Source organism: Polaribacter sp., assembly GCF_036480315.1.
Taxonomy (GTDB): domain Bacteria; phylum Bacteroidota; class Bacteroidia; order Flavobacteriales; family Flavobacteriaceae; genus Polaribacter.
Genome location: NZ_JAZGGG010000060.1, coordinates 63,975 through 85,427, shown reverse-complemented (window position 1 = coordinate 85,427; position 21,453 = coordinate 63,975). Strand labels below are relative to the sequence as shown.

Sequence of the window (21,453 nt, the reverse complement as noted above, 5' to 3'; positions counted from 1 at the left end):
GTTTTAAGACTAGAATACTCTCAAAATTAACCTCATTAACAATTATTCAATTCATTAATAAGTTTACTTTTGATAGAAATATTAACAACTTAAAAATTAGTATTATTTAAATGCACAACGGGTTAACCAAGTATAGATTCCTGCCTACGCAGGAATGACACGTTATTTTCCTTTAAAAGAAATTGTCCGTCATATTTACTCTCAATGAAATGCGTTAAAACTATGTTTCTATGTAGTGAAGAATTAAAAGAATTCTCCTTTAAATTCCCAAAACTGAATTAGGAATAAAACAAAATAGACAGAAGCTATAGAGAACTTTATAGTAGCTGAAGCTAAAAAACCAATAAAAGCACCAAAAGAAGCTTTTAATGCTCGGTTTGTGTCTTTACTATCGTACATCATTTCTCCAATAAATGCTCCAAAGAAAGCGCCCAACAACATTCCAAAAGGAATAGGAGAGAGTAAACCAACAATTAAACCAATTGTAGTTCCGTAAACTCCGTATTTAGTTCCACCAAAACGTTTTGTACCCATTGCTGGTATAAAGTAATCGAGAATCCATATGAGTATTGCTAAACCTAAAGTAATACCAAGAAAAGTCCAATCCATAGGAATAATTTTGGTTGTGTGTAATAATAATAAGCCAAACCAAGCAGTTAAAGGTCCTGGTAAAACAGGTAAAAATGAGCCAATAATGCCCAGGCAAACGAAAACGAAGCCTAGTAGTAATAAAAATATATCCATATTAATTTTAATAATTTACTAGCTATAGTTCAATAACCAAGCCAGTTTTCTAATAATAAGACGTTAGTAACAAAACATTGTTACAATAGTTTTTAACTATAAAATTAGTTTAAACTAAATATTTAGTTATATTTGTTGTGTTGAACTAAAAGTTTAGTTATAAATATGAATAAGCAATTAACAAAAGCAGAAGAGCAAATAATGCAAGTTTTATGGACTTTAGATGAAGCTTCTGTAAAAGAAGTTATCGAAAAATTACCAGAACCTAAACCTGCATACAATACAGTTTCTACAATTATTAGAATTTTAGAAAGTAAAGGGTTTGTAGGTCATAAACCTTTAGGTAGAGGGTTTATCTATCATATAATTTTAGATAAAGAAACCTATAGCAACCAAAGTTTACATAAACTAATGAACGGTTATTTCGATGGTTCATTTAAAAGTATGGTTTCCTTTTTTGTAAAAGAAAATAAAATGGATGTTAAAGAATTAGAATCTATTTTAAAGGAAGTGAATAAGAAAAAGTAAGCAATAATTTAGTGGCAGTTTGCAGTTTTTACTGTTGTGTGAAATAAATATTCATTTGCAGTGTTCAGTTCGCAGTAATCAGAGTTTAACAGTTTGAGTGAATTTTGAGGAACGAAAAATTTGTACCAAGAACTTTAAGTGTTCATATTTAATAATAAAGACTTCTCGATACAATTCTGCCCAAAAGCAGAATTACTAGAAGTGACTGTGTAAATAAAAAAAGAAAAATCTATGATAAATTACATATTACAAATCGTTTTGTTTCAAGTATTATTCTTGGCTATTTATGATTTTTTTTTAAGTAAAGAAACTTTTTTTAATAAAAACAGATGGTATTTAATAAGTACACCTGTTTTATCTTTTTTATTACCATTTGTAAAAATACCAACGTTTCAAAAAGCGGTTCCTCAAGAATTAATGATCTACTTACCAGAGATTTTTTTATCGCCAGAAAAAGTGATTCAGGAAGCAAATTGGTATCAATCTATAAACTACATAGATCTTTTATTTTGGGTTGGAGTTGTTTTTTTTACAGCACTTTTCTTTACAAAATTATTTAAAATAGCCAACTTAAAAAGAAAGTATGAAGTCGTTAAAAAGCCAAGTTACACCTTAATTTTATTGCCAAATGAAACAAAAGCATTTTCGTTTTTTAATTATATTTTCTTGGGAAAAGAAATTCCAGATTCTCAACAAGCTCAAATTATTGAGCACGAATTAGTTCACAGTAAACAAAAGCATTCGTTGGATTTATTATTCTTCGAGTTTTTAAAAATTGTAATGTGGTTTAATCCTATGATATTTTTATATCAGAAAAGAATAACCTTGGTGCATGAATATATTTCTGATGAAGTTGCCATAAAATCGGGTCCAAAAGAAAACTATATAAATCAACTATTATCTAACTTTTTTCAAGTTGAAAATGTTGCATTTATCAACCAATTTTACAAACAAACATTTATTAAAAAAAGAATTATTATGATGACGAAAAACAAATCAAAAAGAATGAATCAACTTAAATATTTATTGTTAATCCCAGTATTAGCAAGTATGGTTTTTTATACTTCTTGTGCTTCAAAACAAGTAAAAAAAGAAATTTCAGCACCTGAAAATTTATTAATTGAAAAGCAAAAAGTCAAAGAATTAGAACTGCAAAATATTGCTTTAGAAAATAAGATTTTGAAAGATTCAATTAATAAATTAAATGCAGACAGAGAATATCAATTAAAACAAGTGAAGTTTTTTAAGAGTAAGGTTTATGCTGAAATTTCAAAAAAGATAAAGAAAAATAAAAAAGGAGAAGCTGTTTCATTTATGACTATTGATAAAGTACCCACTTTTCCTGGTTGCGAGTCTGGAGATAAAGTATGCTTCTCTAAAATGGTTCAGAAACATTTTTCAAGAGAATTTGACTCAAGAATGGTAAATACACTTGGTCTAGAAGCAGGAAAGAAAAGAGTGTTTATTGGGTTTATGATAGATAAAGAAGGAGATGTTGTTGATATAAAAGCAAGAGCACCGCACCCTAAAATTAAAGCAGAAGTAATAAAGGTTATGAGTTCTTTGCCTAGAATGGTTCCTGGAGAAAATAATGGAGAAGTAGTGTCCGTTAAATACTCAATTCCGTTTACATTAAATGTAGATAAAACGAAATAACATACTATGAAAAAGAAAATTTTAGTTTTATTACTATTTGTAATTGTAAAAGTTGAAGCCCAGTCTTCAACTTTTACTGTTATAGATAGTTTGTTTGAAAAAGGTAGATATCAATTAGCACTAATGGAATTAGAAAAGATAAAGACACCTTCATTTTTATCAAATTATAAAACAGCCATTATTTATGAATCCATAGATAATTATAAAAGAACCGTTGAATATTTAGAGAGAGTATTGGTTTTTAAGGAGGATAAAAAAGCAAGCTTAAAGTTAGCTAAAAATTATCAACGCTTAAAAAAAACAAATAAATCAATAGAAATCTATGAAGAAATTTTAGCCAAAGATTCTTTGAATTTGGTATTGAAATATCAATTAGGTAAGTTGTATTTGTTAAAAAGAAAGCCTAAAAAAGCCATTCAGGTTTTTAAAGACTTGGTTCAAAAAGATTCTTTAAATGCTAATTATTCTTATCAATTGGGTTTAGGTTATTCTTTAAAAAATGATAGAAATAGAATGATTAATAGTTTTTTAGATACACATAGTAAAGATGCTACACATTTAAAAGTAATTATAAGATTGGCAACTAGTTTTAATAAATTAAAGGAACTAGATTCTACCACAATTTTTGTTGATAAAGGTTTGATGATAGATAAGAATAACATCAACTTAAATAAATTAAAAATCAATCAGTTTTATAGAGATAAAAAATATTCTGAAGCAATTCCGTTACTTTTAAATTTAGACAGCATCGATAAAAAAAGCACGTATGCTATTTCTATGTTAGGGAGAGTTTATTATAATATAGATAGTTTAAAACTAGCAAAGAAGCAGTTTGTGAAATTAAAGTATAAAGATAGAGAAGACTACAAACCTTATACTTATTTAGGCCACATTGCATTAAAAGAAAAGAATTATAAAACTGCAAGTATAAATTATAGTATGGCAACTTTTATCGGTAAAGATAGAAGAGATGAAGAATATTATGGTTTGGCAACCACTTATTTTGAAACTAAAAAACCAAAACTAGCTATTTTCAATTTTGATAAAGCATACAAAGAAAATTATAAGAATTACAAAGCTTTGTTTCAATTAGCAAAAATTTCTGATGATTATTATAAAGATAAAAAAATAGGATACACGCATTATTTAAAATACATAGAAAGGTTTGAGTCTAAAGATAAGGTTATGACTGATTTTGTAAAAAATAGAATTAAAGAGATAAAAAAGGATTATTTTTTGAAAGGAGAAAATTTAGAATAAAAGTCAACAAAATTTAGTAAATTCACGAAATAAATATATTTATGTTTTTGCGTATTTTTACTTTTTTAATTTTGATTATTTTATTCACTTCATGTGATAAGTTTTCATTTTCAAAAAACAAGAATAATCAACAAACTGTAGATACAATTGTCATTTTTTCTTCTGTAGATACATCACCTTCTTTCAAAATTTGTGATTCAATTATTGATAAAAATAAAAAAACAGATTGCTTTAGAACTTCAATACACCAAGAAATAGGAGTAGAGTTAAGTCAGTTTTCATTTTCTGTAAAAGATTCAATTTCTGAAATTATATATGTAGATTTAATTATTAATTCTAAAGGAGAGATTGTATTAGATAAAATTAAATCTCCAGAAAATATTAAAATAGCATTACCAGAGTTAGATAGCTTATTAAAAGTAAGTGTAAATAGCTTGCCAAATATTTATCCAGCTATTAAGAGAGGAATTCCTGTAACTACAAAATATACTTTACCAATAAAAATTGAATTAACTGAATAAAAAAAGCTCAAACAAGTTAATGTTTGAACTTTTATATTTTTATGTTTAATTCCTTAATTCAACATCTTCCAAAGTTTGTCTTTTAATTCTTGCAACCCTTTTTGGGCAACAGAAGAAATAAACAATGCTTCTACACCTTTTGGTAATTCTGCTTTTATTTCTGCTTGTAATTCATCATCTAACATATCCGATTTAGAAATAGCCAATAAACGGTCTTTATCTAACAATTCAGGATTGTGTTTTTTAAGCTCATTAAGTAGAATGTCGTACTCTTTATTAATATCGTCACTATCTGCTGGAATTAAGAATAACAAAGCAGAATTACGTTCTATATGACGTAAAAATCGATGTCCTAAACCTTTTCCTTCTGCAGCACCTTCAATAATTCCTGGAATATCTGCAATTACAAATGTTTGATGATTTCTATGTTCTACAATACCTAAATTAGGTTTTAAAGTAGTAAAAGCATAATCTGCAATTTTTGGCTTTGCAGAGGTTAAAACAGATAGTAAAGTAGATTTACCCGCATTTGGGAAACCAACCAAACCTACATCTGCTAATAATTTTAATTCCATACGAAACCAACCATCAATTCCGTCCATTCCTGGTTGCGAATATCTTGGTGTTTGATTTGTAGAAGATTTAAAATGCCAGTTTCCAAGTCCACCTTTTCCACCACGTAAAAGAACAACTTCTTTTTTGTCTTCTGTAATTTCTAAAATGATTTCGTCTGTATCTGCATCACGTATAATTGTACCTAAAGGTACATCTACATATATATCAGAACCATCTGCACCAGTACTTCTACTTGCGCTTCCACCACCACCACCATCTGCTCTAAAATGTCTTTTAAATTTTAGGTGAAACAGTGTCCACATGTTTTTGTCTCCACGTAAAATTATGTGTCCGCCACGTCCACCATCTCCACCATCAGGGCCACCTTTGGTAATGAATTTCTCTCTATGTAAATGCATAGAACCTTGTCCTCCTTTACCAGAAGAAGCGTATATTTTTATGTAGTCAACGAAGTTACCTTCTGTCATTATTTCTGTTTATGCGTTTATTTGTTTAATTGTTTATACGCATTTTTACGAATAAACAAATACACAGATAAACAATTTATAAAGTATCAAATACTTCTGCTATTCTTGTTGTAATATCTTCTATAGAACCAACACCATTAATTCCATAATATTTATTTTGAGCTTCAAAATAATGTTGTAAAATGGCAGTTTTTGTGTTATATTCGTTAAAACGATTTCTAATTTTACCTTCGTTAGTATCGTCTGTTCTTCCGCTTGTTTTTCCACGATCTAATAAACGTGTAACCAAAATGTCTTCTGGAACTTCTAAAGCAACCATTCCGTTAATTTGCTCTCCTTTATCGGCTAAAAAAGCATCTAAAGCTTCTGCTTGAGATTCAGTTCTAGGAAAACCATCAAAAATAAAACCGTTAGCATTTGTATTTTTCTCAACTTCAGCTTTTAGCATGTTAATAGTAACTTCATCCGGAACTAAATCTCCTTCATCCATATATTTTTTTGCCAATAAACCTAATTCAGTTTGGTTTTTAATGTTGAAACGAAAAACATCTCCTGTAGAAATATGTACTAAATTGTACATGTTTTTTAAGAATTCTGCCTGTGTTCCTTTTCCTGCACCTGGAGGGCCAAATAATACAATGTTTTTCATTTTTGGTTGTGTTGATAGTTGATATATTGCTGGATAGTTTCTTCCTAGTCCATTGTAATCTAATCCGTAACCAACAATAAATTTATCTTCAATACTTTTTCCGATATAATCTATTGGTAATTCTTTTCTAAATACGTCTGGTTTAAAAAATAATGTAGCAACTTTTAGTTGCTTTACATTTTTGTCTCTAAAGATATTATAAATTTCTTGGAGTGTATTTCCTGTATCAATTATATCTTCTAAAATTATAACAGTTCTATCAGTTAAATCTTCATTAATACCTACTAATTGTTTTACGTTTTCTGTAGAAGAAGTTCCTTGATAAGAAGCTAGTTTTACAAATGAAACCTCACAATTTCCATTAAATTCTCTAATAAAATCTGCAGCAAATAAGAAGCATCCATTTAAAATACCTACAAAAATAGGGACTTCATCTTTTGGTAAATCTGCTTTTACTTGTGTTGCTAAATGTTTTACTATAGCCGCTATTTCGCCTTTATTAATATAAGGCCTAAAGTATAAATCTTGAAGTTTAATAATACTCATAAGATTGCAAATATAGTTGCTAGTAATTAAATGAAAAAAACCGTTTTCCTGTGTTGAACTGATTTCAGTGTCACATAAGAAAACGGGTTTTTTATTATGTTAATTGAGAATTATTTATTCTTCTCTTCTTTTTTAGTTGTATCGTACATTATTGGTGTTGCCACAAATAATGATGAATAGGTACCAACTGCTACACCAATAATTAATGCAAACATAAATCCTTTAATAGAATCTCCACCAAATAAGAAGATTACGATCATAACTAATAATGTTGTTAAAGATGTATTTACTGTTCTTCCTAAAGTAGAGCTTAATGCTTTGTTTACAACATCACTATATTTCCAGTTTGGATATGATCCTGTAAATTCTCTAATTCTATCGAAAATAACCACGGTATCATTCAGTGAGTAACCAACTACGGTTAGAATTGCTGCAATAAATGATTGTCCGATTTCCATATCAAAAGGCATAAACTTATAAAATATAGAGAATACACCTAATACAATTAATACATCATGGAAAACTGCAACTACAGCTCCAATAGAAAAAGATACTTTTCTAAAACGTAATAATATGTATAAGAAAACTACTAATAAAGAACCTAATACTGCGTATAATGCTGATGTTTTAATATCATCTGCAATAGTTGGTTCTACTTTCATGTAACTCATTACACCAGCGCTTTCTTTCTCGAAACCTGGTTTAAAGTTTTCATAAGAAGTATCACCTAAATAAGATTTTAATCCTGTGAATAAAGATTTTTGAACCTCTTCATCTACATTTTGTCCTTCTTCATCAATTCTAAAAACTGTTGTTATTTTTAATTGATTATCAGGACCGTATGTTTTTACTTCTGGAGAAGTACCAAAAGCATCCTTTAAAGTACCTGCAACATCAGTAGCATTCATTGTTTGATCAAAACGAACAACATAAGAACGTCCACCTTTAAAGTCTACACCTTGTTTTAATCCAATTGAGAATATAGAAACGATTCCTGCAATAATAATTGCTCCAGAAATGATGTAAGCAATTTTACGTTTTTTCAAGAACTCTACATTAATATTTTGAAACCATCCTTTTGAGATAGAAGTATTGAAAGTTAAATTAGAACCTTTGTTAACTGCTCCATCAATTAAAATACGTGTAATAAACACAGCTGTAAATAATGAAGTTGCTATACCAATCATTAATGTTAAGGCGAAACCTTTAATTGGACCTGTTCCAAAAACAAATAAAATAATACCTGTTAATAAAGTAGTAATGTTTGCATCTATAATTGCAGATAAAGCCCCTTTTATAGAGAATCCTTCTTCTACAGATTGTTTTAATCCTTTCTTTTTGAATAGTCCTTCTTTAATTCTTTCGAAGATAATTACGTTTGCATCAACAGACATACCAATTGTTAAGATAATACCAGCAATACCTGGTAATGTTAACACAGCGTTGAAAGAAGCTAAAATTCCGAATAAGAATAAGATGTTTACAATTAATGCAATATCTGCATATAAACCAGCTTTACCATAGTAAAGAATCATCCAAATTAAAACTAAAAGAATAGCTAAACCAAAAGAAATAAAACTTGCATCAATTGCTTCTTGTCCTAAAGAGGGTCCAACAACTTCTGCTTGAATAATTCTTGCAGCAGCAGGTAATTTACCAGCCTTTAAAACTGTAGAAATATCTTCAGCTTCTGCAACTGTCATAGTTCCACCAGAAATAGAAGTTCTACCTGAAGTAATTGCAACACTTACCGTTGGTGCTGTATATACATAATCATCTAAAACAACTGCAATAAATTTGTTAGGTTGAGATGATAGGTCTGTGGTTAATTTCCCCCATTCTTTAGTACCATAACTATTCATTGTCATGCTTACTTCTGGTTTATTCATCTGACTGAATACTTGAGAAGCGTCTAAAATAACATCACCTTCAATAGCTGGTTTGTCATTTCTATTACTTTTTATTGCGTATAAACCAATTAATTCAGAATTGTCTGAACCTTTATTAGATTTATAATCCCATAAGAATTTAACATGTTTTAATTCATTTGGTAATAATGCTTTTACTTCTTTGTTTCTTAATAAGCTATTAACCATAGCTGTATCTAAAACTTTAGCTTGTGCAACTAAAGAGCTTAATTGTTGTTGAGATTGTGCTACATTTGGAAACAAATATGTAAATAAGTTTTTCTGAACAACTTTAGTAGAATCTGCAGATTCACCTAATAAATCATCAAGGTCATCTGTTTTAGTAGTGTCTTTTACTTGCTCTGTAGCTGTATCAACTTTTAAAAGTTCCGCAACTTTAGCATTTGCAGTAAAGAAGTAATTTTGAACTTCTGCATTTGAGTATACTTCCCAAAATTGTAATTCTGCTTTACTAGTAATTAACTTTGTTACACGTTCAATATCTTTAGCTCCTGGTAATTCAATTTGAATTCTACCAGAGTTACCAATTCTTTGAATGTTTGGTGAAGTAACACCAAATTTATCTATTCTACTTCTTAAAACTTCAAAAGCAGTACCAATAGAACTATTGATTTCTTCTTGTAAAGTTTCTTTAACGGTAATGTTTTCTTCGTTAAAAGATATTTTTTCGCTTAAAGCTTTTGTTCCAAAAATTGAAGGATCACTTAATTTAGTAGTTCCTGCAACTTTTTCAAACTCCTCAAAGAATAAGTCTAAATAATTAGCATTATCACTTTTTTGAGCCTCATCAGCTGCATTTAAAGCATTGTTAAAAGCTTCGTTTTTAGAATCGTTAGTTAAACTCTTTAAAACTTCTTTTACAGAAACTTGTAAAATAGCATTAATACCCCCTTTTAAGTCAAGACCAAGATTCATTTCTTTGTCTCTAACGTCATTGTAGCTATATTGAGCTATACCTAGATCAATCGTGTTTTTGTTACCGACACTATCTAAATACGTTCTTTCGAAAGCAGCCTTTTGTCTGGCGTTGTTATCAGTCACTTTTGCTTTTGCATATACTTTTGCATCATCTTCAACTTTATTGGCTAAAAATGTGAATGATAATTGGTATAAACTCACTAATCCGAAAAGGATTGCGAATACTTTAATAAGTCCTTTGTTTTGCATTGTTGTATTATTTTAAAGTCTAGTTTTCTTGAAAAACGAGCAAATATATAGCTTCTCGTAAAACTGACAATTTTTTTATGTATTGTTTTTTCTAATTATGATATTGATACACATTAATTTAAAGGGTTTTAAAAAATATGTAAACAAATAAATTTCTAAAGATAGCTTTTGTAAGGTCCAGCTCTAACTTCTGGTTCTTGGTGTGAAGTATAATCCTTTGTAAATGGATCGTTTTTATTAGCTTTATAAGCAGAAGTAAAAAGTTGATCTGCTTTATACGTTTCTAAATTTCTTATGGAAATATAATTGTAATTTGTTGTAAACCTGTCTGAATTAACTTTAATTTCAAATATATATTCATCATTTAGATTAGAAATATTAGTTTGATTTGTTACCTCATAAATATCAATATTATAAGTAGAAGTAGCTTTTTCTTTTTCTTTGTTCTCTGATTTTTTATTTAAAGTAAGTTGATTTTCTAATACAAGAGCCTCTTTAATATCAGTAGTATGAACGAAACTGTAATAAGAGATTTTTAGAGTTCCTTTTTGTGTTTCTTGAACCTTAATATTAGAAACTCCGACTTTTAAAAGTTTCTCTTTAATCGAAGTAATTGTAGCACTTATTTCTTGTTTGTTTATTTTAGTATCAACAAATTCCAAAACAATTTCTTGATTCGTTCTAGAAACTTGTTCTTGAAACGTACCTAAGTAGATCAGCATTAAAAATAGTGCACCGAAGTACAATTTTATTTTCATGCCTCAAATATATAAAAAAAGATTGCTTTTATATAGATAAAATGTAATCTTTAAAGTTACTGAATGTGTAGTAAAACTCTAAATATTTCTTTGGCATTTTTTATATCATAATAAAAAAACAGTTTCAACCCTTAAAATTAATTATCTTTAGTTTTTTAATTGATAAAATTACATTTCGAAAATAATATATATGACACATTTATCTGATATTGCAATTGCACAAGCCAAAAAACTAGAGCACATAAAAAATATAGCTGCAAAGCTAAAAGTTGAAGAAGACAGTATAGAAATGTACGGAAAGTACAAAGCAAAGTTGCCATTATCTTTAATTGATGATAAAAAAATAGAAAAGAACAATTTAGTTTTAGTAACTGCACTTACACCAACTCCAGCAGGTGAAGGTAAAACAACAGTTTCTATTGGTTTAACAGAAGGTTTAAATAAAATAGGAAAACAAGCAACTGTTGTTTTAAGAGAGCCTTCTTTGGGGCCTGTTTTTGGAATAAAAGGAGGTGCTGCTGGTGGTGGATATTCTCAAGTAGTACCAATGGAAGATATCAATTTGCATTTTACAGGCGATTTTAGCGCAGTAGAAAAAGCGAATAACCTACTTTCTGCATTAATTGATAATAACATACAAAGCAAAACCAAAAACTTAAATATTGATCCAAGAACGATTCTTTGGAAACGAGTGATTGATATGAATGATAGAGCTTTGCGTGATATTACAATTGGTTTGGGCGGCACAGCAAATGGAATCCCAAGACAAGAAGGATTTAATATTACTGCGGCATCTGAAGTGATGGCAATTCTATGTATGGCGTCCGATTTAGAAAACCTTAAAAAACGTTTAGGAGATATTTTTATTGGTTTTACTTATAAAAAAGAACCAATTTTTGCACGAGATTTAAACGCAGAAAATGCAATGGCTATTTTGTTAAAAGATGCAATTAAACCAAATTTAGTACAAACTTTAGAAGAAAACCCTGCAATTATTCATGGTGGACCTTTTGCAAATATTGCGCAAGGAACAAATACGATTATTGCTACTAAAATGGGGCTTTCATTATCTAATTATGTAGTTACGGAAGCTGGTTTTGGAGCAGATTTAGGAGCAGAAAAATTTTTGAATATTAAATCACAATTTGCCAAATTGAACCCTAAATGTGTGGTTTTAGTGGCAACCATTAGAGCTTTGCGTCATCATGGAGGCGCAAAACCAGATGCATATAATACTCCAGATTTAGAGAAAGTTACAGAAGGATTTAAAAATTTAGAAAAGCACATTGAAAATATTAGAAAATATAATATTGAACCTGTTGTGGCCATTAATTCTTTTATTTCCGATTCTATAGAAGAAGTGAATTTTGTAATTGAAAAATGTGCTAGTTTAGGTGTTGAAGCAGTTTTGTCTGAAGGTTGGGCAAAAGGAGGTGAAGGGACAAAAGATTTAGCAAAAGCAGTTGTAAATGTTGTTGAAAATAAAGCAACACAATACAAACCTTTGTATGATTGGAAATCTCCAGTAACAGATAAGATTGAAATTATTGCTAAAGAAATTTACGGCGCAAAAAACGTTGAGTATAGTAAGCAGGCACAATTAAACTTAAGAAGAATTAATAGACTTGGCTTTAATGATTTTGCTATTTGTATGGCAAAAACACAAAAATCGTTTTCAGATAATGAAACTTTAATAGGAAGACCAGAAGGATTTACAGTTACTGTAAGAGAAATTGAAATAGCAGCGGGTGCACAATTCATCATTCCTATTTTAGGAAAAATGATGCGCATGCCAGGTTTACCATCAGTTCCTGCTTCAGAAAATATGACAATAGATAATAACGGCGTCATTTCTGGTTTGTCTTAAAAAAGATTTATTTTGAAAAGAATTATTGTTACAGTTTCTAATGATTTAGTAACAGACCAACGAGTAGATAAAGTTTGTATGACTTTGTTTAATGCTGGTTTTGATGTGCTTTTAATTGGTAGAAAATTACCAAAATACAAACTGATTTCTAGAATCTACAAAACGGAAAGAATATCACTTTTTTTTAATAAAGGATTTTTGTTTTATGCAGAATTTAACATTCGATTATTTTTTGTGTTACTATTTTTGAAGAAAGATTTGTTACTTTCTAATGATTTAGATACACTTTTACCAAACTATTTAATTAGCAAATTACAACGTAAAAAAATCGTTTATGATAGTCATGAATTATTTTCTGAAATTCCAGAATTAGTAGAACGCCCTTTTGTAAATAAATGTTGGACTTTTCTAGAAAAATGGATCTTACCAAATCTTAAAAATTCTTATACAGTTTGCCAAAGTATTGCCGATTATTACAATGAGAAATATCAAACAAATTTTAAAACAATTTTAAATTTACCAACTAAAAAATCAGTTTTAAAAGGAAAACTTCCTTTTAAAACTGATAGTAAAAAAATAATTTTATATCAAGGAGCTATTAATATTGGGCGTGGTTTAGAATTGATGATTGATACGATGCTGTTTTTACCAAATCATCTTTTAGTAATTATTGGAAATGGAGATATCTATGAAGATTTGCAAAAGCAAGTAGTAGGTAATAATAAAGTAGAAAATATTTTTTTTCTTGGTAAAATGTTGCCTTCAGAATTACATCAATTAACGCCTTTAGCAGATTTAGGAATAAGTATAGAAGAAGATTTAGGCTTGAATTATAGATTTGCATTGCCAAACAAAATTTTCGATTATATTCAAGCAGAAGTTCCTATTCTGGTTTCTGATTTGCCAGAAATGAGAAACGTTGTTTTAAAACATAAAGTAGGCGAAATTGTATCAGACAGAAATCCTGAAATGTTAGCAAAACAAATTTTAAACCTTGTAGGAAAAGACTTTTCTTCAGCATTAAAAATTGCAAAACAAGAATTAATTTGGGAGCATCAAGAAGAAAAATTAATAGATATTTTTACTAATTGTAAATAACTATTTTTTGTATTGATGTGGATTTTCACGAATTCCTTTTTTGAATAGCTTTCTTACAAAAGAACGCAAATTATTATCAATTTGTAAGATAAAATCTTTCAGTTTTTCTGTTGGTCTTCCTCTAAAAGTAGTTACATGAAAAGAATCTGAATCCAATAATGGGTTGTCAGAAAAATAATAATTAGAAACGCAACATCTTACTTTGTCTACTGTAACTTTACTAACAGAATGCCAAGATTTATTATGAGTTGTCATAACAACTAATCTATTAAACTTACTTGTAATTGTAATTTGTTTTTCTTGTAAACCTTTTGGCCAAACTTCTAAATTACCGCCATTTTCCTGCTCCCAATCTGGCGTTGTGTAATACAATAAATTTAAAACGCGCCATCTATTTCTATCCTTATCATGAGAATTGTCTAAATGAGGATTTAAAAAATTGTCTTTTGCCATTAATGATAAACCACCAGCATATAAGTTTTTATCAGGAAAAACAGCATCAATATTACAAATTTCTGAAACTAATTTCACGACTCTTTTATCTTGAAAAGCATATGTAACTTCTTCTAAAAGAGAATTGTATTTATCCATTTGAAAAGCAGTATATTTCTTTTCTCTAATGCTTTTTCGTTGAACTGTGTCTTTAGTTTTTGGGAAATTATTATGGATTTCTAATGCTAAATTATTAGGTAGTAAATCATCTAAATAAAAGAAACCTATCTCATTTTTATGTGCAGCAAATTGTTTTTTTAAAACAGCATTATTGCTTTCTAAATTAGTTAAAATAAGTGTTGCTATTTCTTTTCGGGTGAAAACCATAATTCTTTTTAAGAAAGTATAAATGTATTCATTTTTTAAATTTTACATTTGTATTTAATGAAAAAAAGTATTCATCTTGTTTCTTTTGATATTCCTTATCCACCAAATTATGGAGGAATCATAGATGTTTTCTTCAAAATAAAAGAACTTAACAAGCTAGGTGTCGCTATTTATTTACATACCTATATTTCTGATGATAAAACCAAACAATCAACTCTAGAAAAGTATTGTAAAAAAGTGTTTTATTACAAACGAAAAAACAGTTTTTTATCGTTGTTTTCCAGATTACCATTTAGAGTAAAGAGTAGAAGTAGCAAAGAGTTAGTTATTAATTTAAAGTCATTTGAAATACCAATTATTATTGAAGGCTTACATTCAGCTTATCCACTTGTAAAATTTAATTATAAAAAAACTTATGTAAGAACACATAATATAGAACACAATTATTTTTTTGGATTGTATAAAAGTGAAAAAAATCTACTAAAAAAAGCATTTTTTTATCTTGAAGCAATGAAGTTAAAAAAGTTTGAAAGTATTCTAAAAAGAGTAACTGGGATTTTTACGATTTCTCCTTTTGAACAAAACTATTTTTCTGAAGTATATGGCGAAAAAACGAATTATATTCCTGTTTTTCATCAAGCTAAAAAAATTGAGAGCAACCTTAAAAAAGGAACTTTTGTTTTATACCACGGAGATTTAAGAGTTGCAGATAATGTTAGAGCAGCATTGTTTTTAATAGATGTTTATAAAGAAACTTCATTTGAATTTATTGTTGCAAGTAGCTGTAAGAATAAATATGTTTTAGCCGAAATAGAAAAATATAAGAATCTTTACTTTGAAGATATTCCAACTCAAGAAAGTTTGGCTAAATTATTTGAAAAAGCACATGTAAACACATTACTAACTTTTCAAAAAACGGGAATAAAATTAAAGTTACTAAATACCTTATATCAAGGAAAACATATTATTGTAAATTCAAAAATGATTGAAGATACCGGTTTAGAAGATTTTTGTGAATTGGCAAATACCAAAAATGAAATTTTAGAAAAAACTACAAAATTATTTTCTAAAGACTTTTCTAATCAACAAATTGTTTTGCGCCAAGAAACATTAAAGGATTTTAATCCAACAGAAAATGCACAAAAAATGATAAATATTATTTTCCGCTAAAGATTATGTAGTAGCTTGTTGGGCAACTTCAAACAATTCTCCACCTTCACATTTTAGTGTTTTTTGCTTAAACTTTACAATAAGTTGATAATCGTGAGTTGCCATTAAAATGGTTTTTCCACTTTTATGAATTTCATTTAAAAGCTCCATTACCTCTAAAGATGTTTTTGGATCTAAATTTCCTGTTGGTTCATCCGCCAAAATTAATTCAGGGTCATTTAATAACGCTCTTGCAATAGCTACACGTTGTTGTTCTCCACCAGAAAGCTCGTAGGTTTTTTTGTAATACTGCGCTTTCATACCAACTTTGTCTAAAACTTCATTTATTTTAGATTTTATTTCTTCTTTGTTTTTCCAGCCTGTCGCTTTTAAAACAAATTCTAAATTTCCGAAGACAGTTCTGTCGCTTAATAATTTAAAATCTTGAAAAACAATTCCTATTTTTCTTCTTAAAAACGGAATATCTTTGTCTTTTAAGTTTTTTAAATCAAAATCTACAATATTTCCAATTCCTTTTTGAAGTTGTAAATCTCCATATAAGGTTTTCATTAAGCTACTTTTTCCACTACCAGTTTTTCCTATTAAATAATAAAAATCACCTTTATTAATAGATAAATTCACTTTAGATAAGACCAAATTATCTCTTTGATAAATTTCTGCATTTTCTAAATGTAAAACTGGTTTTTCCATAAGATGAATAGTTTTTTACAAACTTATAAGTTTCTGATGATTTTCTATCAATAATTACAAACTATTCTTATTTTTGAGTTAAAATTATAACATTTTTTTTCTTCCTCCATCAAACAAAACTAAAAAATGTTCGTTATTCATTTTGAGTATCAAAAATAATTGTATGAAGTTTGGTTTTAATAGAAAACAGTTTCTATTCTTTTTTATTTTATTACTATCTGTATCTGGTTATAGTCAGCAATCTGTTGGCGAAACAAATATTTTAACAGATTATAATAATGCGTTGCAATTGTTTTCTAACAAAGCATATGCTGCTGCTCAAAAAACTTTTTCGGAAGTTAATAAAGCGGCTACCAATAGTTCTAATTTAAAATCTGATGCTGCTTATTATGAAGCAATGTGTGCTGTAAAGTTAAATCAGCCAGATGCAGATAAGAAAGTATTGGCTTTTGTTGACAAAAACCCTAATAGTAGTAAAAAAAATAAAGCCTATTTTAATGTCGCTAACTATTATTTTGCGAATAAAAAAGCCGCGTATGCTCTAAAATGGCACAAAAAAGTAAATATAGATTTACTTTCTGTAGAAAACAGAAAAGAATTAAATTTTAAAATGGGTTACGGTTTATTGGTAACTAAAAAGTACACTTTAGCAAAAGATCATTTTTTAGAATTGATAAACGACCCAAAATACGGTAACGATTCTAGATACTATTATGGATACATCGCATACAAATTAGAAGATTACGGAATTGCAGAATCTACATTAAAGGAAATTGCAGATAATGATACGTATCGTTTAGAGATTTCTTATTATTTATTAGACATCACTTTTAAAGCAGGTAAATTTGAGCGCTGTACAATTGTTGGAGAAGAACTTTTAAAAATAGTAAAAAGAAAAGAGCGTTCAGAAATTTCTAAAATAGTAGGCGAAAGTTATTTCAACTTAAAACAATACAACGAGGCAATTCCATTTTTAAAGGAATACAAAGGCAAAAAAGGAAAATGGAATAATACAGATTTTTATCAATTAGGATATGCGTATTATAAACAAAATGATTTTGAAAATGCCCTTAACTATTTTAATAAAATTATAGATCAGAAGAACAATGTTGCACAAAATGCCTACTATCATTTAGGCGAATGTTATTTAAATTTAGATAAAAAAACAGAAGCTTTAAATGCATTTAAATCTGCTTCTGAAATGAATTTCGATAAAGTGGTTCAACAAGATGCAGCTTTAAATTATGCAAAATTAAGTTATGAAGAAGGAAATCCTTTTAAAAGTGTAGCAGATGTTTTACAAGATTACTTAAAAGCTTATCCAAAATCAAAAGCTTATGATGAGCTTAGTAAGCTGGTGGTTTCATCGTTTATACACCAGCAAGATTATGAAGGTGCTTTAGCGTTTTTATCAAAAAAGAAATCTAAAGAGAATATTGCTATGATTTTAGAAATTTCTTTTTATAGAGGTATTCAGTTATTTAATGAAAAAAAATTAAAAGAAGCTTTGCCTTTTTTTACAACCAGTAAAAATTCTTTAGATTCAGAAATTAACCAAAAAGCCCAATATTGGGAAGCGGAAACTATTTATAGATTAGAAAATTACAAAGATGCATTGACAAAATTTGTGGTACTTCAAAAGTTTATAAAATCTGATAAAGATGAATTTTCATTGGTGAATTATAACATTGGTTATAGTCATTTTAAATTGAAAGAATATGAAGAAGCAACATTCGCTTTTCAAAATTTTTTAAAAATAGATGCTATAGAAAATGATGTAAGAGATGATGCTTTGGTTCGTTTAGGAGATAGTTATTTTGCCATAAGAGAATATGAAAATGCTGTAAAATCGTATCAAAAAGTGATAGATGTTTATGGTTCTGGTGCAGATTACGCGCAGTATCAAATAGGAATGAGTTATGGTTTTACAGATGAAAATGATGCAAAAATTGTTGCTTTAACAAAAGTGGTAAACGATTATCAAGTTTCTTCTTTAAAAGATGATGCTTTGTATCAATTAGCAATTACATATACAAAGCTTAAAAATAATAAAAAAGCGCATCAAGCTTTTGATAGATTGTTAGACAAACACCAAAAAAGTATCTTTTTACCAAAAGCTTTGGTTCGTCAAGGATTGTTGTATTATAATGATAATCAGAATCAAGAGGCGTTATTAAAATTTAAACAAGTAACAAGTCAGTTTCCGAATTCTCAAGATGCTTTTGAGGCAGTTGCAAATGCCAGAAACATTTACATTGATAATGGTAATTTAGAAGATTATGTAAATTGGATTAAAGACCTAAAATTTATAAATATTACAAATTCAGATATAGACAATACTACTTTTGCCGTTGCAGAAAAATTGTATTTCGGTTCTAAAAATGGAGATGATATTATAAACAGCTTATTCAAGTATACAAGAAGTTTTCCAACCGGAATTCATAAATTAAAAGCAAATTACTATTTGGCAGATATTTTATTTAAGGTGAAAGAGTTTGATAAAGCTGCAGCGAGTTATGAAATTGTTCTAGAAGAAGAGCAAAATGAATATAGTGAAGAATCCTTGAGTAAGTTATCCCAGATATATTTACAAAAGGGAGATTTTAATAATGCCCTTCCACTTTTAGATAGATTAGAACAAGAAGCCTATTCAACAGAAAATGTACTCTTTGCCCAAAGTAATTTAATGAAAGGATATTATGAAACGGAAGCGTATGATTTTGCCATTGAATATGCTAAAAAAATATTGCAGAGAAATAAATTGGAAAAAGATTTAGAATACGATGCAAAAACAATTATTGCTCGTGCATCTTTTAAAACTGAAGACTTTTTAACTGCTGAAGAATATTATAGAGAAGTAGAAAGAAATGCTACTGGAGAATTAAAGGCAGAAGCATTGTATTTTAATTCGTTTTTTAAAAATCAGCAGCAAGATTATACAGACTCCAATAAAGTGGTGCAAAATTTAATAGCCAATTATTCAGCTTACAAATATTGGGCAGTAAAGAGTTATGTAATAATGGGTAAAAATTATTATGGATTAAAAGATGTGTATCAAGCTACTTTTGTGTTAGAAAACGTGATTAAAAACTTTGATAATTTTGAAGATATTGTTGCAGATGCACAAAAGGAATTAGACCTTATAAAAGAAAACGAAGCCAAAACAAATAATTCTGTTAAATCAATTAAGACAGAAACTACAAAAAAAGAAAATTAAAATGAAAAAAGGCTTCACTATACTACTAATTTTATTGGGCATTATTTCTATTAAGGCACAAGAAACACCTGTAGAGAAAGTTAAAGATACAGTTAAAACAGAGGTTGTAGAGGTTGTAACTAAATACAATCCAAAAATTGCAGATGCAAACAAAATTAAAAAGAATCCTAGAGTTAAGTTAGTTGAGAAAAGTGAAAAAAAGAAATTAAAATATACTATTTTTTCTGCACCAGTAGCTTCAACTTTTGTTCCCAAAAGTGGTGTTGTTAAAGGAATTGATGTTGGTGTAAAAGAGCGTATTTATAAAAATTATTTAGCAGCGGGTTATGGGAATTATGGAACTACTTTTGTTGAGGCATTTTTACACCATAGTACACGTTTCGAAAGCGAATTTGGTTTGTCTGCTAAATATTTAGGATCTGAAGATAAGGTTAGACAGTCTGTTTTAAATAGTAATTTTTCTAATCTAAATGTAGGTGTTTTTTACAAACAAGAAGACCGTTATTTCGATTGGAAAGTAAGTTTAAATTCTGAAAAGAATCAATACAATTGGTATGGATTGCCAGACAAAGTATTTGCAGAAACTACTGTAAATTCAATAAATGAAAAACAAACGTTTAATTATTTTAATGCTATTGGAGAATTCAAGTTTAAAGATTCTTACATAGATTTTGGTAAACTTTCTGTATCATATTTTACAGACGATTATAAAAGCACAGAGGTTTTAGCAAAATTTGATGCAAAATTAGATTTTCCGTTAGATTTTTTAGGACCAAACTTAAATGATATTTCTATAATTTCTAGTGTAGAATATTTAAAAGGTGAGTTTAAGAATAGTTATAAAGATGAAAACCCTCTTAAATATGGTACTATTACAGCAAAAATTAATCCAGAATATAAAGTATCTTATATAGGTTTTGCATTTAAAGCTGGTTTTAAAACCTATGTTTCTTTAGATTCAGAGAATGCAGCTAATAATATCTTTTTGTTTCCAGATTTACTACTTCAAAGACCAATTATACTTGGTTATCTTAATATTTATGGTGGTTTAACAGGAAATCTACATACCAATACTTATAAAGATTTTACAGAAGAAAATCCGTTTGTTTCTCCTACATTATTCATAACTCAAACTGCAGAAGAAACCAGTTGGTTTATAGGCCTTAATGGAAAAATCACAAATGATATAAGCTTTAATTTAAAAGCGAGTGCTAAAAATGAAGAAGATAAACCTTTGCTTTTAAGAAACGCTTCTAAATCAGACGGTTTAACAGCAATTGTAAATAATTCACTTTTAAAAGGATACGAATTTGGAAACTCATTTAGTGTCTTTTATGACGATGTTAAAACAACATCTTTGTTTGCTGAATTACAGTATGATTTTTCAAGGAGAATTACTTTTAGTACACAAGTTCAATTTGATAATTATACAGTAGACAATGCTTTAACAGCATGGAATTTACCAACACTACAAGCGTCATTTAAAGCCGAGTATAAAAAAGATAAATGGTATGCTACTGCAAATGCTTTTTATGTAAGTGAAAGACAAGACGGATTATATAATGGAGAATTTCCTTCAAGCTTTAGTGGAATACAAACCATTGATTCTTTTATTGATGTTAATTTAAATGGAGGATACCATTTTAATGATAAATTTTCTGCTTTCTTAAAAATGAATAATATTTTAAATACAGAATATCAGCGTTTTGTGAATTTTGACACGCAAGGTTTTCAAGTATTAGGAGGAATTACTTATAAATTCGATTTTTAAATTGTGAAAAATAGTAACTTG

16 protein-coding genes and 1 pseudogene are annotated in these 21,453 nt (G+C 28.4%); 10 read left to right on the top strand and 7 right to left on the bottom strand.

Going from position 1 to position 21,453, the window contains the following annotated elements:
- Window positions 1–110 (top strand): annotated as a pseudogene (locus V3V28_RS12965) (IS982 family transposase); the annotation flags it as partial.
- Between the two features lie 133 nt (window positions 111–243).
- Here V3V28_RS12965 and V3V28_RS12960 read toward each other — a convergent pair.
- Complete coding sequence (locus tag V3V28_RS12960) at window positions 244–744, bottom strand: DUF456 domain-containing protein (RefSeq protein WP_331365436.1); 501 nt, start codon at window positions 742–744, stop codon at window positions 244–246.
- Between the two features lie 165 nt (window positions 745–909).
- Between V3V28_RS12960 and V3V28_RS12955 the strand changes: the two genes are divergently transcribed.
- The 4 genes from V3V28_RS12955 (at window position 910) to V3V28_RS12940 (ending at window position 4,709) form a co-directional block, all read left to right on the top strand.
- Window positions 910–1,272 (top strand): BlaI/MecI/CopY family transcriptional regulator, encoded by a 363-nt coding sequence (locus V3V28_RS12955; protein ID WP_331365435.1) that lies wholly within the window; start codon window positions 910–912, stop codon window positions 1,270–1,272.
- Between the two features lie 231 nt (window positions 1,273–1,503).
- Window positions 1,504–2,928: a M56 family metallopeptidase gene (locus tag V3V28_RS12950; protein WP_331365434.1), complete on the top strand. Its 1,425-nt coding sequence runs from the start codon at window positions 1,504–1,506 to the stop codon at window positions 2,926–2,928.
- Between the two features lie 6 nt (window positions 2,929–2,934).
- The gene (locus V3V28_RS12945; RefSeq protein WP_331365433.1) at window positions 2,935–4,188 is read left to right on the top strand and encodes a tetratricopeptide repeat protein; all 1,254 of its coding nucleotides are present in this window, start codon (window positions 2,935–2,937) and stop codon (window positions 4,186–4,188) included.
- 71 nt (window positions 4,189–4,259) lie between these two features.
- Complete coding sequence (locus V3V28_RS12940; protein WP_331365432.1) at window positions 4,260–4,709, top strand: hypothetical protein; 450 nt, start codon at window positions 4,260–4,262, stop codon at window positions 4,707–4,709.
- Window positions 4,710–4,762: 53 nt separating this feature from the next.
- Here the strand turns inward: V3V28_RS12940 and obgE are convergent, their stop codons facing one another.
- The 4 genes from obgE to V3V28_RS12920 all read right to left on the bottom strand — a co-directional run bounded on the left by obgE (window position 4,763) and on the right by V3V28_RS12920 (window position 10,800).
- Window positions 4,763–5,752 carry a GTPase ObgE gene (gene obgE / locus V3V28_RS12935; protein ID WP_331365431.1) on the bottom strand — a complete coding sequence of 330 codons (990 nt, stop codon included), beginning with the start codon at window positions 5,750–5,752 and terminating at the stop codon, window positions 4,763–4,765.
- Window positions 5,753–5,828: 76 nt separating this feature from the next.
- Window positions 5,829–6,947, bottom strand: a complete 1,119-nt coding sequence (locus V3V28_RS12930; protein ID WP_331365430.1) for an adenylate kinase — start codon at window positions 6,945–6,947, stop codon at window positions 5,829–5,831.
- A 110-nt stretch (window positions 6,948–7,057) separates the two neighbouring features.
- On the bottom strand, window positions 7,058–10,042 hold the full coding sequence (gene secDF / locus V3V28_RS12925; RefSeq protein ID WP_331365429.1) for a protein translocase subunit SecDF: 2,985 nt from the start codon (window positions 10,040–10,042) through the stop codon (window positions 7,058–7,060).
- A 155-nt stretch (window positions 10,043–10,197) separates the two neighbouring features.
- Entirely contained in the window at window positions 10,198–10,800 is a 603-nt protein-coding gene (locus V3V28_RS12920) for a hypothetical protein (protein ID WP_331365428.1), read from the bottom strand.
- 190 nt (window positions 10,801–10,990) lie between these two features.
- On the opposite strand from V3V28_RS12920, the gene V3V28_RS12915 reads away from it, so the two are divergent.
- A complete protein-coding gene (locus V3V28_RS12915; protein WP_331365427.1) occupies window positions 10,991–12,667 on the top strand; it encodes a formate--tetrahydrofolate ligase in 1,677 nt (558 codons plus the stop codon).
- Window positions 12,668–12,679: 12 nt separating this feature from the next.
- On the top strand, window positions 12,680–13,765 hold the full coding sequence (locus V3V28_RS12910) for a glycosyltransferase (RefSeq protein WP_331365426.1): 1,086 nt from the start codon (window positions 12,680–12,682) through the stop codon (window positions 13,763–13,765).
- On the opposite strand, the gene V3V28_RS12905 is transcribed toward V3V28_RS12910, so the two are convergent.
- Window positions 13,766–14,584 carry a 2OG-Fe(II) oxygenase gene (locus tag V3V28_RS12905; protein ID WP_331365425.1) on the bottom strand — a complete coding sequence of 273 codons (819 nt, stop codon included), beginning with the start codon at window positions 14,582–14,584 and terminating at the stop codon, window positions 13,766–13,768. It lies immediately after the preceding gene.
- Between the two features lie 57 nt (window positions 14,585–14,641).
- Between V3V28_RS12905 and V3V28_RS12900 the strand changes: the two genes are divergently transcribed.
- Entirely contained in the window at window positions 14,642–15,754 is a 1,113-nt protein-coding gene (locus V3V28_RS12900; protein WP_331365424.1) for a hypothetical protein, read from the top strand.
- 3 nt (window positions 15,755–15,757) lie between these two features.
- Here V3V28_RS12900 and V3V28_RS12895 read toward each other — a convergent pair whose 3' ends face one another.
- Complete coding sequence (locus V3V28_RS12895; RefSeq protein WP_331365423.1) at window positions 15,758–16,444, bottom strand: cell division ATP-binding protein FtsE; 687 nt, start codon at window positions 16,442–16,444, stop codon at window positions 15,758–15,760.
- Window positions 16,445–16,607: 163 nt separating this feature from the next.
- Between V3V28_RS12895 and V3V28_RS12890 the strand changes: the two genes are divergently transcribed.
- Complete coding sequence (locus V3V28_RS12890; RefSeq protein ID WP_331365422.1) at window positions 16,608–19,661, top strand: tetratricopeptide repeat protein; 3,054 nt, start codon at window positions 16,608–16,610, stop codon at window positions 19,659–19,661.
- A gap of 1 nt (window position 19,662) precedes the next feature.
- On the top strand, window positions 19,663–21,432 hold the full coding sequence (locus tag V3V28_RS12885) for a hypothetical protein (protein ID WP_331365421.1): 1,770 nt from the start codon (window positions 19,663–19,665) through the stop codon (window positions 21,430–21,432).
- Window positions 21,433–21,453 lie beyond the last annotated feature (21 nt).